The organism is Caulobacter sp. Root343, assembly GCF_001425745.1.
Taxonomy (GTDB): domain Bacteria; phylum Pseudomonadota; class Alphaproteobacteria; order Caulobacterales; family Caulobacteraceae; genus Caulobacter.
On sequence record NZ_LMDF01000011.1, the window covers coordinates 174,521 to 189,268 of the forward strand.

The following is a 14,748-nucleotide window of genomic DNA, read 5'->3' on the forward strand; positions in this document are numbered from 1 at the left end:
TTCGGTAACGCTTACTTCTTTTCGAACTCGACCTCGATGTTCAAGGTCACGTCGTCGCCGATCAACGGCGCGTACTTGCCGACGCCATATTCCGAGCGTTTGATCGTGGTCGTCGCCGAGAATCCGGTCCGGGTCTGAAGCGGGATCATGCCCGAGCCGACGCCGTTGAAGGTGACGTCCAGCACCACCGGCTTGGTCACGCCGTGGAAGGTCAGGTCGCCGGTCACCGAGCCGTGCTGGCCGTCGCCGATGTCGATCGCGGTCGAGACGAAGGTGATGGTCGGGTACTTGGCCGCCTCCAGCCAGCCGTCGCCGGTCAGTTCCTTGTTGAACTTCAGGCCGAACGCGTCGGCGCCGGTGGCGGTGTCCAGCGAGGCCGGGTCGACGGTGACGTTCAGCTTGGTCGTCGCGGGCGACTTCGGATCGTACTGGAAGTCGGCGTCCAGCTTGGTGAAGCGCAGGGTGTAGTTCGAAAAGCCCATGTGCTTGAGCTTGGCGGTCAGGGTCGCGTGGCTCTTGTCGAGCACATAGTGGCCGGCGGGCAGGTCGGCCGGCTTGACCGACGACACGCCCGGCGCGGCCAGGGCGGCGGGGGCCGTGAACAGGACCGCCGTCAGGGCGAGGTAAGCGAGGGGACGAGACATCGGGGAAGACTCCAGGAATTAAAACAGCAGCAGTTACCGTTTCACGGAATTAGGAACTCCACCGTGCGATGGAAGGGGCTGGCGATCACGAGCCCGTGATCCGCTGCTCATAGCTGTGGTGAACCTCGACAATGGCGGACTTGCGGCGGTGGCGCATCGGGACGCGCCGCGCTTGGCGCGCGCGGTCGGGCCGCCTAAACAGATCGCCGATAACCTGGAGCTCGGCCGACCATGACCTATCGCGCCCCCGTCCGCGACCTCGCCTTTTCGCTGCGCCACGCGGCGGACTTCGGACGGCTGGCCGACGCCTTCCCCGAGGCGGATACGGATACGGTGGCGGCGGTTCTGGAGGCGGCCGGGGCCTTCGCGGCCGACGTGCTGGCCCCGCTGAACCGCCAGGGCGACCTGGTCGGCGCCAAGCTGGAGAACGGCGCGGTCCGCTGTGCGCCCGGCTTCGTCGACGCCTACCAGCAGTTCGCCCAAGGCGGTTGGGCCAGCCTCGCGGCCCCGCCCGAGCACGGCGGCCAGGGCCTGCCCAAGACCCTGGAGGTCTGCGTGCTGGAAATGGTCCAGGCCGCCAACATGGCCTTCGGCCTGTGCCCCATGCTGAGCCTGGGCGCCATCGAGGCCCTGGAGCATCACGGGTCGGATCGTCAGAAGCATCTCTATCTTCCGAAACTGGTGTCCGGCGAATGGACCGGCACTATGAATCTCACTGAACCGCACGCAGGTTCAGATCTGGCCGCGCTAACGACGGTCGCGGCGCCGGATGGCGACGGCGGCTGGCGGATCACCGGCCAGAAGATCTTCATCACCTGGGGCGACCACGACGCGGCCGACAACATCGTCCACCTGGTCCTGGCCCGCACGCCCGACGCCCCGTCCGGCGTGAAGGGGATCTCGCTGTTCCTGGCCCCCAAGGTGCTGGTCGGCGAGGACGGCGCTCTGGGCGAGGCCAACGGCGTCCGGGTCGGCGGGCTTGAGCACAAGCTGGGCATCCACGGCTCGCCCACCTGCGTGATGCTGTTCGAAGACGCCAAGGCCGAGCTGGTCGGCGGTCTGGGCCAGGGCCTGCCCAACATGTTCACGATGATGAACGCCGCCCGCCTGCAGGTCGGGACCCAAGGCGTGGCGATCGCCGAGCGCGCCTATCAGCAGGCGCTGGCCTTCAGCCAGGAGCGCGCCCAGGGCCGCTCGGCCTGGACCGGGGCCTATCCCTCGCGCCTGTTCGACCATCCGGACGTGCGCCGCACGCTGGTGCTGATGAAGGCCCACATCGAGGCGGCGCGCGGTATCTGCCTGTCGACCGCCGTCGCCGCCGACCTGTCGCGCGCCGCCGCCGACGAAGCGACCCGCACGGCCGCCAAGCTGCGCGAGGAGCTCTTGACCCCGATCGCCAAGGCCTGGTCGACCGACGTCGGCGTCTGGGTCGCCTCGCAAGGACTGCAGGTCCACGGCGGCATGGGCTTCATCGAGGAGACCGGCGCGGCCCAGCACTACCGCGACGCCCGCATCGCCCCGATCTACGAGGGGACCAACGGCATCCAGGCCATCGACCTGGTCGGCCGCAAGCTGATGCTGGGCGAAGGCCAGGCGGTCGGCGACCTGATGGACGACATCCGCGACACCATCGAGATCCTGGTCGCCGGCGACCTCAAGGCCGTCGGCCTGCGCCTGGAAGCGGCCCTCGACGCCGCCGCCAGCGCCACCGCCTGGCTGATCGAGCGTCGGACCAAGTCGATGCCGGACGCCCTGTCGGGGGCCACGGCCTATCAGAAGCTGCTCGGCGACGTGGTCGGCGGCTGGATGCTGGCCAAGGGCGCCCTGGCGGCCTCGGACGAGGCCGACACGGCCTGGGCCGAGAGCAAGCGCGGCCTGGCGCGGGTGTTCGCCGAGGCTGTGCTGGCCCAGGTTCCGGGCGCGGCGGCGGGCGTGATGCTGGGCGCGGCGGACCTGGAGGCGATGACGCCGGAAGTGCTGGGGGCTTAAGCACCCACAATAGATTGTCATCCCGGAAGCCTCACAGAGGCTATCCGGGACCGCCGGAAGCGCTGAGCTTCCTGCGGTCCCGGCTCTCCGCTGCGCTACGGCCGGGATGACAGTGAAGGCGGACTACGCCTTGAAGAACGCCAGCAGATCCGCGTTGATCACCTCGGGGTGCGTGGACGCCATGCCGTGCGGCAAGCCCGGATAGGTCTTCAGCGTCCCCTTCTTCAGCAACTTGATGGCCAAGTGGGCGCTGTCGGCGATCGGGACGATCTGGTCGTCCTCGCCGTGCAGGATCAGCACCGGCACGTCGATCTTCTTCAGGTCGTCGGTGAAGTCGGTTTCCGAGAAGGCCTTGATGCAGTCGTAGTGGGCCTTGGCGCCGCCGGCCATGCCCTGCCGCCACCAGTTGTCGATCAGGCCCTGGCTGACCTTGGCGCCCGGACGGTTGAAGCCGAAGAACGGCCCCTCGGGGATGTCGCGGAAGAACTGGGCGCGGTTGGCGACCAGGGCGGCGCGGAAGTTGTCGAACACCTCGATTGGCAGGCCGCCCGGATTGGCGGGCGTCTTCAGCATGATCGGCGGCACGGCGCCGATCAGCACCGCCTTGGCCACGCGGCCCGGCTTGGCGCGGGCGACATAGTGGGCGACCTCGCCGCCGCCGGTCGAGTGACCGACATGGATGGCGTTCTTCAGGTCGAGGAAGTCGGTCACGGCCGCGACGTCGGCGGCGTAGGTGTCCATCTCGTTGCCGGTGTCGGTCTGGGTCGAGCGGCCGTGGCCGCGGCGGTCATGGGCGATGACCCGGAAGCCCTTCAGGCGGAAGAACATCATCTGGGCGTCCCAGTCGTCGGCGCTGAGCGGCCAGCCGTGGTGGAACACGATCGGCTGGGCGGTCTTGGGGCCCCAGTCCTTGTAGAAGATCTGGACGCCATCCTTGGTGGTGACGAAACCGCTCTCGGCGCGGTCAGCGGAAGCGGCGGCGGTCTTCGGCGCGGCTTGCGCGGCTTCGCCCAGCGAAGCGGCGGCGGCGGCGGCGAGACCCAGGCCGGCGGTCATCACGCCGCGGCGGGAAGCTTGGTTCGACTGGCTCATGATCATCCCTCATCTCTTTCTCGCGACAATCATTATCGCGATAACTATATGCGGTCTAAACCCGAACCGAGGCCGTGTCCATAAATTTCTTTATCGCGATATCATTGTTCGTGATAAAAAGAATTCATGACGATCGGAGACGCCAATGACGCGCCCGCTGAATGAGCAGATCTGCTTCACCCTGTACGCCACCAGCATGGCGATCACCCGGGCCTACAAGCCCCTGCTCGACGAGCTGGGCCTGACCTATCCGCAGTATCTGGTGCTCAGCGTGCTGGGCGAAAACAACAACTTGACCATCGGGGGCGTCGCCGCGCGGCTGGACCTGGAATCCAGCACGGTGACGCCCCTGGTCAAGCGCCTGGAGGCCGCCGGCCTGGTGGCGCGACGACGCGGCGTCGAGGACGAGCGCAAGGTCGAGGTGACGATGACAAAGGCCGGCCAGGCGCTGCTGGACCGCTCGGGCTGCCTGGGCGACCTTTTGATGGAGCGCTCGGGCATGGACGGCGAGGCGCTGGGCGCGCTGAACGCGCGGATCCAGGCGCTGCGGTCGGAGATCGTGAAGGGGTAGGGGGAGCTGTCGCGGAGCGACTGAGGGGGCCAGCTGGACCTAGGCCGCATTAGCCCCCTCCGACCCTCCGGGCCACCTCCCCCGCAACGCGGGGGAGGTGAGTCACAGCCTTACAGCTGCTCCAGCAGGTACTCGGCCGACGAGACCTTGAACTGGCCGGCTTCCTCGACGTGCAGCTGGGTGACGACGCCGTCCTTGGCGATCAGCGAGTAGCGCTGCGAGCGCGGGCCCATGCCGAACTTGCTGCCGTCGAAGTCCAGGCCGACCGCGCGGGTGAAGTCGCCGTTGCCGTCGGCCAGCAGCAGGACTTCGTCGCTGATGCCCTGGTCCTTGCCCCAGGCCTTCATCACGAAGACGTCGTTGACCGAGATGCAGGCGATCGTGTCGACGCCCTTCGCCTTCAGTTCGTCGGCCTTCTCCTTGAAGCCCGGCAGGTGCTTGGCCGAGCAGGTCGGGGTGAAGGCGCCGGGCACGGCGAACAGGGCGACGGTCTTGCCCTTGAAGATGTCGTCGGTGGTGATCGGCGCCGGCCCTTCGGCCGTGCTGGTCATGAAAGTCGCCGCGGGAAGCGTGTCGCCAACCTTGATCGCCATGGGCCGTGTTCCTCTGTGTGGGTGGGTAGCGTCGCCTCGAATATCCCTCGCCGAGGCGGCCGCCAAGCGCGCTTTCATAACGTGTTCGACTTGAAACCGTCACACCGAAAGCCAATGCTGTCCTGATGGCCAGCTTCATCGACCAAGACGATCCGAATGGCGAAGACGGCGAGTTCCTGACCGGGCGGCTGCTGGTGGCCATGCCCGGCATCGAGGACCCGCGCTTCGAGCGCACGGTGCTCTATCTGTGCGCCCATGACGAGGACCAGGCCATGGGCCTGGCGGTGAATCGGCCGGTCGACGGCCTGACCGTGTACGAGCTGCTGGAGCGCCTGGGCGTGAAGTCCGACATCCAGGCGCCGAGCGACCTCGTCCTGCTGGGCGGGCCGATCGAGCGCGAGCGGGGCTTCGTCCTGCACACCGACGACTTCGTCTCGCCGGACTCGACCCTGCCGGTGGCCGACGGCCTGGGCCTCACCGCCACCCGTGACGTGCTGGACGCCATGGCCAGCCGCATGCGCCGCCCGCGCAAGGCGATCCTGGCCCTAGGCTATGCCGGCTGGGGCCCCGGCCAGCTGGAGCAGGAGCTGCGCGACAACATCTGGCTGATCTGCGACGCCGACGAAGGAATCCTGTTCGACGAGGACCACGAGCACAAATGGACCCGGGCCCTGGCCAAGCTGGGGATCTCGGCGGACCATCTGTCGGCGCAGGCGGGGCGGGCTTAGGTCTGCGCCGCCCCCTCAGTCGGCTTTCGCCGACAGCTCCCCCATAAAGGGGAAGCAGTAACCGGACATCTCCTCCCCCTTTATGGGGGAGCTGGCCCGACAGGGCCGGAGGGGGCCGGGCCGCCTACCCCCGCGCCTTCACCGGCGCGGCGCCGTCGACATAGGCTTCGTTCAGATAGACCTCGGCCTCCTGCGGCGACAGGGCCGGCGCGTAGCCGAAGCCTTGGCCGTAGTCGCAGCCCAGCGACTGAAGCGCCCGCGCCATCTCGGCGTTCTCGACGCCCTCGGCCACGACCTCAAGGTCGAGGTCCTGGCCCAGCTTGACGACCGAGCGAACGATCTTGGCCGAGCCGGCGTTGCCGCCCATGGTGCGGACGAAGTAGCGATCGATCTTCAGCGTGTCGAACGGCAGGCGCGTCAGGTACGACAGCGACGAGAAACCGGTGCCAAAATCGTCCAGCGCCAGGCCGGCGCCGGCTTCGCGCAAGGTCTTGAGGATCATGGCGGCCCGCTCGGGGTCGCGCATGATGTCGCTCTCGGTGACTTCCAGCTTCAGGGCGCCGCGCGGCAGGCGGTTGACGCGCAGGGTCTCGGCGACGTCGGCCACCAGGCCGGGCCGGTCGATCTCGCCGGTCGACAGATTGACGCTGACGGTCAGGGCGCCCATCGCCGGGTGCGCGTCGCGCCAGGCGGCCAGCTGCTTGGCGGCGGTGTGCATCATGTGCGCCCCCAGCTCGCTCATCAGCCCCATCTCTTCGATCAGCGGCAGGAACTCGTCGGGCGGCAGCATGCCCCGGCGCGGGTGGATCCAGCGGGCCAGGGCCTCGAAGCCCGACAGCGCGCCGGTCGACAGGCGCACGACGGGCTGGAAGTAGGGGGTGATCTCGCCGCGGCCGATGGCGCCCCGCAGGTCGGCCTCCAGGGCCAGGCGCGACAGGCCGTCGGTCTCCATCGAGCGGCCATAGGCGGCCGCGCCGCCGCGACCGGCGGAGGACGCCGCCTCGACGGCCAGCTCGGCGCGGCGCAGCAGTTCGCAGGCGTCCGGCGCGTCCAGGCCGCCCTCGGCCGAGACCGCGCCGACCGACAGGGTCGGGTGGATGTCGAAGCCGGCGATGCGCAGCGGCTGCTCCAGCGCGGTGCGCAGCATCTCGGCCGGCTCGTAGCCCTTGGGTTCGCACAGCACGGCGAACTCGTCCTCGCCGATGCGGCCCAGCAGGGCGTCGGCCGGGAAGGCGGCGGCCAGGCGCGAGCCCAGGGCGGCCAGGACGAGGTCGGCGCGCTCGTGGCCCAGGGCCTCGTTCAGGCGGCGCAGACGGTCCAGGTCGGCGACGACCAGTTCGTGGACGCCCTCCTGGCCCAGGCGCTCGCGGGCGCGGGCCACGAAGCTGCGGCGGTCCAGCAGGCCCGTGAGTTCGCAACGTTCGGAGGCGGTGAATTTCGTTTCGGGCGCGACGACGCCGGCGGCGCGGACGCCCTCCTCCAGCCAGACGCCCCGCCAGAGGCAGATCTCGCCGCCGCGCACGCGGAAGCGAGCGATGACCTCCGAGCCGGGCGCGCGGGTCTTGAGCACTTCCTCGGCCTGGGCGCGGTCCTGCGGCAGGGCCAGAGCGCGGAAGGCGGCGGACGAGCATTCGGGGGCCAGCGGACCCAGGCCCAGGGCGCGCGCCGCGCCGTTCAGGCGCAGGCGGTCGGCTTCCGGCTCCCAGATCCACAAGGCGACGTCGGCCCCGCCCAACGCTTCAAGCGTGGCGGTGGTGTCCCAGATCCGTCGCTCACTGGTCCGAAAAGACATACCCATCCCGAATTGCCGACATGATCCCCTGCGCTCAATCGGGCGCAACCATGCCGAACAGACGATGATCTCTCCAACCGCCGTTAATTTTCAAATAAGCGGGGGCGTATCCTTCCTCCAAAAACCCGCATTTCTGTAAAAGCGCGGCCGAGGCGTGGTTCTCCGGCATGCAGGCGGCTTCAAGTCTGTGAAGGCCCAGGCCTTTGAAAGCAAACCGGATTAAAGTTTCGACGGCGTCGGCCATGTGACCTTGCCGGACATAGGGCTGGCCGATCCAGTAGCCGATCGATCCGGTCTGGGCGACACCACGCCGCACGTGGAAAAGCCGCACCGCCCCGATCAGGGCGTCGTCGGCGCGGCGGAAAATGAAGAACGGATAGGCCTCGCCCAGCTCCAATTCGCGGGCATAGGCCGACAGGCGCGCGCGGAAGGCCGCCCGGGTCAGGTCGTGTTCGGGCCAGCTCGGCTCCCACGGCTCGAGAAAGCCCCGCGACCTGGCGCGCAGCGCGGCCCAGGCGCGATGGTCGTGCGGACGCGGCGGCCGCAGATAGACGGCGCGGCCTTCCAGCTTCAGGCGGGGTCGGGCTTTCAGGAACGGCAGAAGGGCGGACAAGGACGAAGCTCTGGATCGGTCACTCGCGCCACCATTCCATGGTCAGGCGGCGGAGAACAACGCCTTGTCGAACGCTTCGCCGGCCTTGAGCGCCGACTTGGCCCCGAGCACGGCCGTGGCGGCGCGACCCTTGGCCAGCAGGCGCTGGCCAAGCCGAGCGACGTCGGCGGGCGTCACCGCGTCGACCTCGGCGGCCAATTCGGCGGCCGGATAGAGGCGATCGAACAGCAGCACCTGGCCCGCGCCCTGCTCGGCGCGCGACAGCGGCTGCTCGCGGGCCATGAAGGTGTGGGCCTTCAGCTGGGCCTTGGCGCGGGCCAGCTCGGCGTCGTCGATCCGCTCGATCAGCTTGGCGACCTCGGCCGCGCAGACCTTGGCGGTCTCGACCGCGTCGCCGGCCGCGCAGCCGGCATAGATGCCCAGCGTCCCGTGGTCGGCATAGGTGTCGGCATAGGCGTCGATGTTGTAGGCGAGGCCGCGCTTCTCGCGGGCTTCCTGGAACAGGCGCGAGGACATGCCGCCGCCCAGGCACTCGGCGAAGATCCGCAGGGCGAAATAGTCGTCCTCGCGCGAGCCGCAGGCCGGCAGCATGAACACCAGGTGCGCCTGCTCCAGCTTGCGGACCTCGGCCTCGGGTCCGCCGACGAAGGCGGCCGGCGCGGGAACGCTGGCGCCGGGCGTGGCGGGCAGGTCGCCGAAGGCGCGCTCGGCGGCGGCCATCAGCTCGGCCTCGTCGACCGCGCCGGTGGCGCTGACCACCAGGCGGTCGGCGGCGTAGAGTGCCGCGCGCCAATCGGACAGGGCCTCGACCGTGGCGGCCTCGACGGTCGCGTCGCTACCCAGGATCGGCCGGCCGACCGGATGGTCGCCCCAGGCCGCGCGCTGGATCAGGTCGAAGACGTAGTCGTCGGGCGCGTCGGCGGCCTCGGCGATCTCCTGGGCGACGACCTGCTTCTCGCGGGTCAGGTCGGCGGGATCCAGGGTCGGACGGCGCACCAGGTCGGCGATGACGTCCATGCCCAGATCCAGGCCGCCCTTCAGCGCCCGGACCTGGAAGCTGGTGCGCTCATAGCCCGTGGCGGCGTTGATCGAGCCGCCCTCGCTTTCGATCACCTCGACGATGTCGCGGGCCGAGCGCGAACCCGCGCCCTTGAACACCATGTGCTCCAGCAGGTGCGACCAGCCCGACCGGGCCGGGTCCTCGTAGGCCGCTCCACGTCCCGCCACCACGGTCAGGGCCAGGGTTTCGAGGCCCGGCATCGGGTCGCAGACGACACGGACGCCATTGGGGAGGGTGCGGAAGGAAGCTGTCATGAGCCGCGGTATCTAGGCGCTCGCGCGCCTAGACGCCAGCTTTCGCTCAAGTATTGGCCACGAAGGTCCGCACGAACGCCTTCACCGACGAGCCGTCGGCGGGCAGGCGCTCGAACTTCTCCGGCTTCTTGGAGAGGTCCGGCGTGGCGCGCGGGGTCGAGGGCAGCAGGCCGGTGGCCGCCTGGACGGCCTCGGGGAACTTGGCCGGATGGGCGGTCGACAGCACCACCACCGGGATCGACGGATCGACGCGGACGCCCGCGGCGGCGGCCAGGCCGACGGCCGTGTGCGGGTCGACGACCTCGCCGGTTTCGTTCAGCGTCGCCAGCATGGTCTTGGCGGTGTCGGCCTCGCTGACCGAGACGCCGCGGAACAGCTCACGCATCCATGCGTGCGCGCCGGGCGGGATGTCCAGCAGGCCGGTGTCGGCGAAGGCGCGGAAGGCGCGGCCGGTCTCGACCCCGTCGCGGCGGACCCCCTCGAAATACAGACGCTCGAAGTTGGACGCGACCTGGATGTCCATGGCCGGGCTCTGGGTGGCGGCCACCGCGCCGCGCGCGTAGCGGCCGTCCTCGAAGGCGCGAGCCAGGATGTCGTTGGAGTTGGTGGCGGCGGTCACCGAATGGATCGGCAGGCCCAACTTCTTGGCCACGAAGGCGGCGTAGGCGTCGCCGAAATTGCCGGTCGGCACCACGAAGGCCACTTCGCGTTCCGGGGCGCCGAGCGCCACGGCGGCGGTGAAGTAGTAGACGCTCTGGGCCGCGATCCGCGCCCAGTTGATCGAGTTGACGCCCGATAGGTCGACGGCGTGGCGGAACTGGTCGTCCTGGAACGCCGACTTGACGATGTGCTGGCAGTCGTCGAACGAGCCCAGGATCGAGATGCAGGCGACGTTGCCGTCGGTCGCCGTGGTCATGAACCGGCGCTGCACCTCGCTGATGCGGCCTTCCGGGAAGAGCGCGACGATGCGGGCGTTCTTGCGGCCCCGGAACGCCTCGACGGCCGCGCCGCCGGTGTCGCCCGAAGTGGCGCAGATGATGGTCATCTTCCGCGACTGGCGTTCCAGCACATAGTCGTAGAGACGGCCCAGCAGCTGCATGGCCACGTCCTTGAACGCCAGGGTCGGGCCGTGGAACAGCTCCAGCAGGTAGCGGTTGGGACCCAGCTGCTTCAGCGGAACGACGGCCGTGTGGGCGAAGCTGGCATAGGCCTCCTCGCACATGTGGGCCAGGTCGTCGGCCGGGATGTCGTCGCCGACGAACTTGCCGACCACGGCGGCGGCCACCTGGGCGTAGGGCTTGCCCCTGAAGCTCGCGATCTCCTTGGCCGAGAAGCTGGGCCACTCGGAGGGCACGTACAGGCCGCCGTCGGGGGCCAGGCCGGCCAGCACCGCATCCAGGAAGCCGATGGACGCGGACTGGCCGCGGGTCGACACGTAGCGCATCAGGGTCTCAATCTCCGCCAGAGCATGGCGGCATAGATAAACAGCAGGGTTACGGCAAGACCGAACCACGTCAGGGCGTATTCCAGGTGCCGATTGGAAATTTCTGCCGGCAGCGGCGCGGGCGCGATTCCGGCCGGCGCGGGCGTCTCGCGCTCGGCCATCAGCACCAGCGGCGCGGGCTTGCGGCCCGGGAAGCGGCTCAGGATCTTGGCGCGGTCGCCGCCCAGCTGGCCGATGGGCATCAGCACGCCCGTGACCTGGCGCGGCGCGTCGAAAGCCTTGTCCGGCGCGCTGACCTGGCCGGTCAGGCCGGTGACGACGCCGCGATCGACCAGGACCATGTCGTAGCGGGCGGCGGAGATCCCGCACGGCGCCTGGGCCCGCCAGACCATGTCGCCGTCGCGGACGCCGTAAACGAGCGGCAGCGGCGCGCCGGTCACCGGAGCGCAGTCGATGCTGACGCGGGTCCAGGCCAGGGCCTCGGGCTTGGTCTCGGCGGTCAGCACGCTGGCCAGCGGGACGGCCGGGGCGGTCTTCAGGGTTTCGATCCTGGCCAGCAGGTCCTGCTTCCAGTGCAGGCGCTGGACCTGCCAGGCCCCCAGGCCGCAGAGGATGGCGAAGGCGATCCCCGTGGCGACCGTCAGGCCGATCGGGAAGCCGGGCCTGGCCGGCGGGGCCTCAGACATCGCTTCGCCCCGCCTCGGAGGCCTTCTGCGCCACCTGGGCGGCGACCATCAGGCCCTTGGCCGGCCGCATCAGCCCCAGGGTGATGACCAGCACCGCCGGCAGCCAGACCAGCAGCAGCAGCCAGACCGGCCAGTTCCAGGCGAACATCGAGAACAGCGCCCCGAACGCGCAGACGGATCCCGCGATCAGGATCACGAAGGTCGCCGCGCCGTCGCCGGTCTCGTACTTGCCCAGCTCGAAGCCGCACGCCTCGCAGCGCGGCGCCACCTTCAGGAAGCCCTCGAACAGATAGCCCTCGCCGCAGTGGGGGCACAGGCCGCGGGCGCCGGCGGCGTAGGGATTGGTCTTGGTCATGCTGACTAAGCCTTGAAACGAAAAAGGCCCGGAACGCTGGTCTGCGTTCCGGGCCCCTCGGGATCTTCCGATCCGAGCGCGACGCCGCGCTCATCTTTGTGAGCTGGAGCCTTCTAATGAAGGCTCTAGTGGGCCGAGGCCCCGAAGATCACGTAGATGAACGCGAACAGGAACAGCCAGACCACGTCCACGAAGTGCCAGTACCAGGCGGCCGCCTCGAAGCCGAAGTGCTGCTTGGGCGTGAAGGCCCCGTTCAGCAGGCGGATCAGGCAGACGATCAGGAACAGGGTGCCGACGAACACGTGGAAGCCGTGGAAGCCGGTGGCCAGGAAGAAGGTCGAGCCATAGAGGCCCGAGTTCACGGCGGCTTCCGAATAGAACAGCTGCTCGTGGTTGATGTGGCTGTACTCGTAGACCTGGATGCAGGTGAACAGCGCGCCCAGCAGGATGGTCAGGATCAGGCCCCACTTGGCGCCCTTGCGGTCGCCGACCTGCAGCGCGTGGTGCGCCCAGGTGACCGTGGTGCCCGAGAGCAGCAGGGTCAGGGTGTTGACCAGCGGCAGGTGCCAGGGCGAGACGGTCTCGACGCCGGCGGGCGGCCAGGTGGCCCAGGCGGTGCGGACTTCCTCGATCGCCGACAGGGTGCGGTGGTGATGGAACAGCGCCATCTCGAAGAACATCCAGAACCACGCCACGAAGAACATGATTTCCGAGGCGATGAACAGGATCATGCCATAGCGCAGGCCGATCGAGACCACCGGGGTGTGGTCGCCGGCCTTGGCTTCCTTGGCCACGTCCGACCACCAGCCGAACATGGTGTAGAGCACGCCCGCGACGCCGGCGGCGAAGATGGCCCAGTTGCCCTTCTCGATGCCGAACACGCCGCCCTTGATCCAACCGATAAGGCCGATGGCCATGACGGTCGCGGCGACCGAACCCACGAAGGGCCACGGGCTGGGCGGAAGGATGTGGTAGTCGTGTTTGACGGCGCCGGCCATGTTGCTGCTAACCCTTATATCCCTCTGAGCACGGTCGCTGGTCCCCCCGCGCCGTGGTCGTTCTGAAACGCTATAGCCCTCTCGACGGTGCGCCGCCAAGGGGTTCGACGATACGAGGCGTCGCCGATGCGGCGACTTTCCCAGCTTTGCCGTCATCGACGGCGGGGAAGAACGTGTACGAGAGCGTGATCTCGTTCTTGCCCTTGGTTTCGGGATCGTCCGCGAACTGGGGATCCACGAAATAGACGACCGGGAACTCCACCGTCTGGTGGGGCTGGATCGTCTGGCTGGTGAAGCAGAAGCACTCCAGCTTCTGGAAATACGGCCCCGCCGATTCGGGCACCACGTTGTAGAGCGCCCGGCCGGTCTGCGGCTTGTCGGTGGGATTGGTGACCTTGAAGAAGGCCAGGCCCGTGTCGCCGATGCGCACGTCCTGGCTGGCCTGCAGCGTCTGGAACTGCCACGGCAGGTCGCGGATGTTGGCGTCGAAACGGACCTTGACCTTGCGGTCCAGGATCCGGGTCGGCTTGGCCACGGCCTTGCGGACCGTGCCGTCGAAGCCCGTGGCCTGGCAGAACAGCTTGTACAGCGGCACGGCGGCATAGGCCGCCCCGACCATGCCGAAGAAGGCCGCCGCGCAGATCAGGGCCACCTTGCCGTTGCGGCGCTCCTGCGCGGTCGGGGCCGGCTTGGGGGTGCGTCCCTTACGGATGGGGGTGGGCGACATTGGCGCCGAGCCTCACGAGGGTGACGACGAAGACCATGACGACGAAGGCCACGAGGCCCAGGCCCAGCGCGATGTTGCGCCCGTTGCGGGCCTTCCTGGCCGCGTCGCGGGCCGCTTGACTGTCTGCCGGTTGGTTCACTTGAGCAGCTCCAGGGCGTGCACGCCCGCCACGGCCTCGCCCAGCAGGGCGGCGAACAGGGCGAAAAGATACAGGATCGAGAAGGCGAACAGGTTGCGCGCGGCCTTCGAGCCGGCGGCCTTCTCGTCCTCGGTGACGTCGTAGAGAGCCCGGTCGGCCACGCGCGGGTCGGCCGCGTCGCCGGCCCTGCTGGCGAACACGCGCCAGGCCAGGATCAGGAACACCGTCCCGCCCAGCGCGGCCACGGCCAGGTAGATCGGGCCGCCCAGGCCGGTCAGCACCGGTGTCAGGCATAGCGGAACCAGCAGCAGGCTGTAGATCAGGATCTGCTTGCGGGTCTCCTTGGCGCCCTTGACCACCGGCAGCATCGGCACCCCGGCCTTGGCGTAGTCGGTGGTGACGTACAGCGACAGGGCCCAGAAGTGCGGCGGGGTCCAGAAGAAGATGATCGCCACCATCAGCCAGGCGTTCAGCGGAGCCGAGCCCGTGGCCGCGGCCCAGCCGATGGCGGGCGGCAGGGCGCCGGCCAGGCCGCCGATGACGATGTTCTGCGCCGTCCAGCGCTTGAGCCACATCGTGTAGACGACGGCGTAGAAGACGATGGTGAAGGCCAGCAGGCCGGCGGCGAACCAGTTGATCGCGAAGCCGAGGAACATCACCGACAGCAGGGAGAGCACGACGCCCAGCGAGGCGGCCTCCTCGCCCTTGACCTTGCCGGCCGGGACCGGACGGCCGCGCGTGCGGCGCATCTGCCGGTCGATGTCGGCGTCGTACCACATGTTCAGCGCGCCCGAGGCGCCGGCCCCGACGGCGATGCACAGCACCGCGATCGCGCCCAGCACCGGATGGATCGGCGCGCGGGCCGCCAGCAGGCCGGTCAGGCCGGTGAACACGACCAGCGACATGACGCGCGGCTTCATCAGCTGGAAATAGTCCTGCCAGCGCGCGGTCTCTGTCGTGTCCGGCTGGGCCGTCTCCGGGGTCATGGCGAGGGTCTTCGACATCGAGAGGAATATATCGGTCTTCAATGGGCGAAGGGCGCGGCCTGGACCCTTAAGGATCC

At 68.9% G+C, this 14,748-nt stretch carries 16 protein-coding genes; 3 read left to right on the forward strand and 13 right to left on the reverse strand.

Features of this window, described 5'->3' with window-relative positions; translation table 11 throughout:
• Window positions 1-11: 11 nt before the first annotated feature.
• The gene (locus ASC70_RS22610; RefSeq protein WP_056054969.1) at window positions 12-644 is read right to left on the reverse strand and encodes a YceI family protein; all 633 of its coding nucleotides are present in this window, start codon (window positions 642-644) and stop codon (window positions 12-14) included.
• Window positions 645-875: 231 nt separating this feature from the next.
• Between ASC70_RS22610 and ASC70_RS22615 the strand changes: the two genes are divergently transcribed.
• Window positions 876-2,633: an acyl-CoA dehydrogenase gene (locus tag ASC70_RS22615; protein ID WP_056054972.1), complete on the forward strand. Its 1,758-nt coding sequence runs from the start codon at window positions 876-878 to the stop codon at window positions 2,631-2,633.
• Window positions 2,634-2,756: 123 nt separating this feature from the next.
• Here the strand turns inward: ASC70_RS22615 and ASC70_RS22620 are convergent, their stop codons facing one another.
• Window positions 2,757-3,725 carry an alpha/beta fold hydrolase gene (locus tag ASC70_RS22620; RefSeq protein ID WP_056055312.1) on the reverse strand — a complete coding sequence of 323 codons (969 nt, stop codon included), beginning with the start codon at window positions 3,723-3,725 and terminating at the stop codon, window positions 2,757-2,759.
• A gap of 145 nt (window positions 3,726-3,870) precedes the next feature.
• On the opposite strand from ASC70_RS22620, the gene ASC70_RS22625 reads away from it, so the two are divergent.
• Complete coding sequence (locus ASC70_RS22625; RefSeq protein ID WP_056054974.1) at window positions 3,871-4,296, forward strand: MarR family winged helix-turn-helix transcriptional regulator; 426 nt, start codon at window positions 3,871-3,873, stop codon at window positions 4,294-4,296.
• 110 nt (window positions 4,297-4,406) lie between these two features.
• On the opposite strand, the gene ASC70_RS22630 is transcribed toward ASC70_RS22625, so the two are convergent.
• Window positions 4,407-4,889 carry a peroxiredoxin gene (locus ASC70_RS22630; protein ID WP_056054977.1) on the reverse strand — a complete coding sequence of 161 codons (483 nt, stop codon included), beginning with the start codon at window positions 4,887-4,889 and terminating at the stop codon, window positions 4,407-4,409.
• A 125-nt stretch (window positions 4,890-5,014) separates the two neighbouring features.
• On the opposite strand from ASC70_RS22630, the gene ASC70_RS22635 reads away from it, so the two are divergent.
• The gene (locus ASC70_RS22635; protein WP_047411880.1) at window positions 5,015-5,617 is read left to right on the forward strand and encodes a YqgE/AlgH family protein; all 603 of its coding nucleotides are present in this window, start codon (window positions 5,015-5,017) and stop codon (window positions 5,615-5,617) included.
• A 124-nt stretch (window positions 5,618-5,741) separates the two neighbouring features.
• Here the strand turns inward: ASC70_RS22635 and ASC70_RS22640 are convergent, their stop codons facing one another.
• The 10 genes from ASC70_RS22640 to cyoE all read right to left on the reverse strand — a co-directional run bounded on the left by ASC70_RS22640 (window position 5,742) and on the right by cyoE (window position 14,689).
• Window positions 5,742-7,409: a bifunctional diguanylate cyclase/phosphodiesterase gene (locus ASC70_RS22640; protein WP_047411884.1), complete on the reverse strand. Its 1,668-nt coding sequence runs from the start codon at window positions 7,407-7,409 to the stop codon at window positions 5,742-5,744.
• 34 nt (window positions 7,410-7,443) lie between these two features.
• Window positions 7,444-8,022: a GNAT family N-acetyltransferase gene (locus ASC70_RS22645; protein ID WP_047411885.1), complete on the reverse strand. Its 579-nt coding sequence runs from the start codon at window positions 8,020-8,022 to the stop codon at window positions 7,444-7,446.
• A 42-nt stretch (window positions 8,023-8,064) separates the two neighbouring features.
• Window positions 8,065-9,336, reverse strand: a complete 1,272-nt coding sequence (locus tag ASC70_RS22650) for a pitrilysin family protein (protein WP_056054979.1) — start codon at window positions 9,334-9,336, stop codon at window positions 8,065-8,067.
• 46 nt (window positions 9,337-9,382) lie between these two features.
• Entirely contained in the window at window positions 9,383-10,780 is a 1,398-nt protein-coding gene (thrC, locus tag ASC70_RS22655; RefSeq protein ID WP_056054982.1) for a threonine synthase, read from the reverse strand.
• Window positions 10,780-11,466 carry an SURF1 family protein gene (locus tag ASC70_RS22660; RefSeq protein WP_056054985.1) on the reverse strand — a complete coding sequence of 229 codons (687 nt, stop codon included), beginning with the start codon at window positions 11,464-11,466 and terminating at the stop codon, window positions 10,780-10,782. Before ASC70_RS22660 ends, thrC begins: the two co-directional genes overlap by 1 nt.
• On the reverse strand, window positions 11,459-11,821 hold the full coding sequence (locus ASC70_RS22665; protein WP_047411891.1) for a DUF983 domain-containing protein: 363 nt from the start codon (window positions 11,819-11,821) through the stop codon (window positions 11,459-11,461). Before ASC70_RS22665 ends, ASC70_RS22660 begins: the two co-directional genes overlap by 8 nt.
• A gap of 125 nt (window positions 11,822-11,946) precedes the next feature.
• Complete coding sequence (locus tag ASC70_RS22670) at window positions 11,947-12,819, reverse strand: cytochrome c oxidase subunit 3 (RefSeq protein ID WP_056054987.1); 873 nt, start codon at window positions 12,817-12,819, stop codon at window positions 11,947-11,949.
• A 70-nt stretch (window positions 12,820-12,889) separates the two neighbouring features.
• Window positions 12,890-13,546, reverse strand: coding sequence for a cytochrome c oxidase assembly protein (locus ASC70_RS22675; protein WP_056054990.1), 657 nt, complete (start codon window positions 13,544-13,546; stop codon window positions 12,890-12,892).
• Complete coding sequence (locus ASC70_RS24685) at window positions 13,524-13,685, reverse strand: hypothetical protein (protein WP_082539918.1); 162 nt, start codon at window positions 13,683-13,685, stop codon at window positions 13,524-13,526. The genes ASC70_RS22675 and ASC70_RS24685 overlap by 23 nt, the downstream gene beginning before the upstream one ends.
• Window positions 13,682-14,689 (reverse strand): heme o synthase, encoded by a 1,008-nt coding sequence (gene cyoE / locus ASC70_RS22680; RefSeq protein WP_056054992.1) that lies wholly within the window; start codon window positions 14,687-14,689, stop codon window positions 13,682-13,684. The genes ASC70_RS24685 and cyoE overlap by 4 nt, the downstream gene beginning before the upstream one ends.
• Window positions 14,690-14,748: the final 59 nt, after the last annotated feature.

Excerpts from the sequence above, each read along its gene's own strand:
- thrC (WP_056054982.1), bottom strand. The coding sequence starts at position 10,780 with ATGCGCTACGTGTCGACCCGCGGCCAGTCCGCGTCCATCGGCTTCCTG.
- ASC70_RS22665 (WP_047411891.1), bottom strand. The coding sequence starts at position 11,821 with ATGACCAAGACCAATCCCTACGCCGCCGGCGCCCGCGGCCTGTGCCCC.
- ASC70_RS22670 (WP_056054987.1), bottom strand. The coding sequence starts at position 12,819 with ATGGCCGGCGCCGTCAAACACGACTACCACATCCTTCCGCCCAGCCCG.
- ASC70_RS22630 (WP_056054977.1), bottom strand. The coding sequence starts at position 4,889 with ATGGCGATCAAGGTTGGCGACACGCTTCCCGCGGCGACTTTCATGACC.
- ASC70_RS22625 (WP_056054974.1), top strand. The coding sequence starts at position 3,871 with ATGACGCGCCCGCTGAATGAGCAGATCTGCTTCACCCTGTACGCCACC.
- ASC70_RS22660 (WP_056054985.1), bottom strand. The coding sequence starts at position 11,466 with ATGTCTGAGGCCCCGCCGGCCAGGCCCGGCTTCCCGATCGGCCTGACG.
- ASC70_RS22640 (WP_047411884.1), bottom strand. The coding sequence starts at position 7,409 with ATGTCTTTTCGGACCAGTGAGCGACGGATCTGGGACACCACCGCCACG.
- ASC70_RS22610 (WP_056054969.1), bottom strand. The coding sequence starts at position 644 with ATGTCTCGTCCCCTCGCTTACCTCGCCCTGACGGCGGTCCTGTTCACG.
- ASC70_RS22615 (WP_056054972.1), top strand. The coding sequence starts at position 876 with ATGACCTATCGCGCCCCCGTCCGCGACCTCGCCTTTTCGCTGCGCCAC.
- ASC70_RS22675 (WP_056054990.1), bottom strand. The coding sequence starts at position 13,546 with ATGTCGCCCACCCCCATCCGTAAGGGACGCACCCCCAAGCCGGCCCCG.
- cyoE (WP_056054992.1), bottom strand. The coding sequence starts at position 14,689 with ATGTCGAAGACCCTCGCCATGACCCCGGAGACGGCCCAGCCGGACACG.
- ASC70_RS22620 (WP_056055312.1), bottom strand. The coding sequence starts at position 3,725 with ATGAGCCAGTCGAACCAAGCTTCCCGCCGCGGCGTGATGACCGCCGGC.
- ASC70_RS22635 (WP_047411880.1), top strand. The coding sequence starts at position 5,015 with ATGGCCAGCTTCATCGACCAAGACGATCCGAATGGCGAAGACGGCGAG.
- ASC70_RS22650 (WP_056054979.1), bottom strand. The coding sequence starts at position 9,336 with ATGACAGCTTCCTTCCGCACCCTCCCCAATGGCGTCCGTGTCGTCTGC.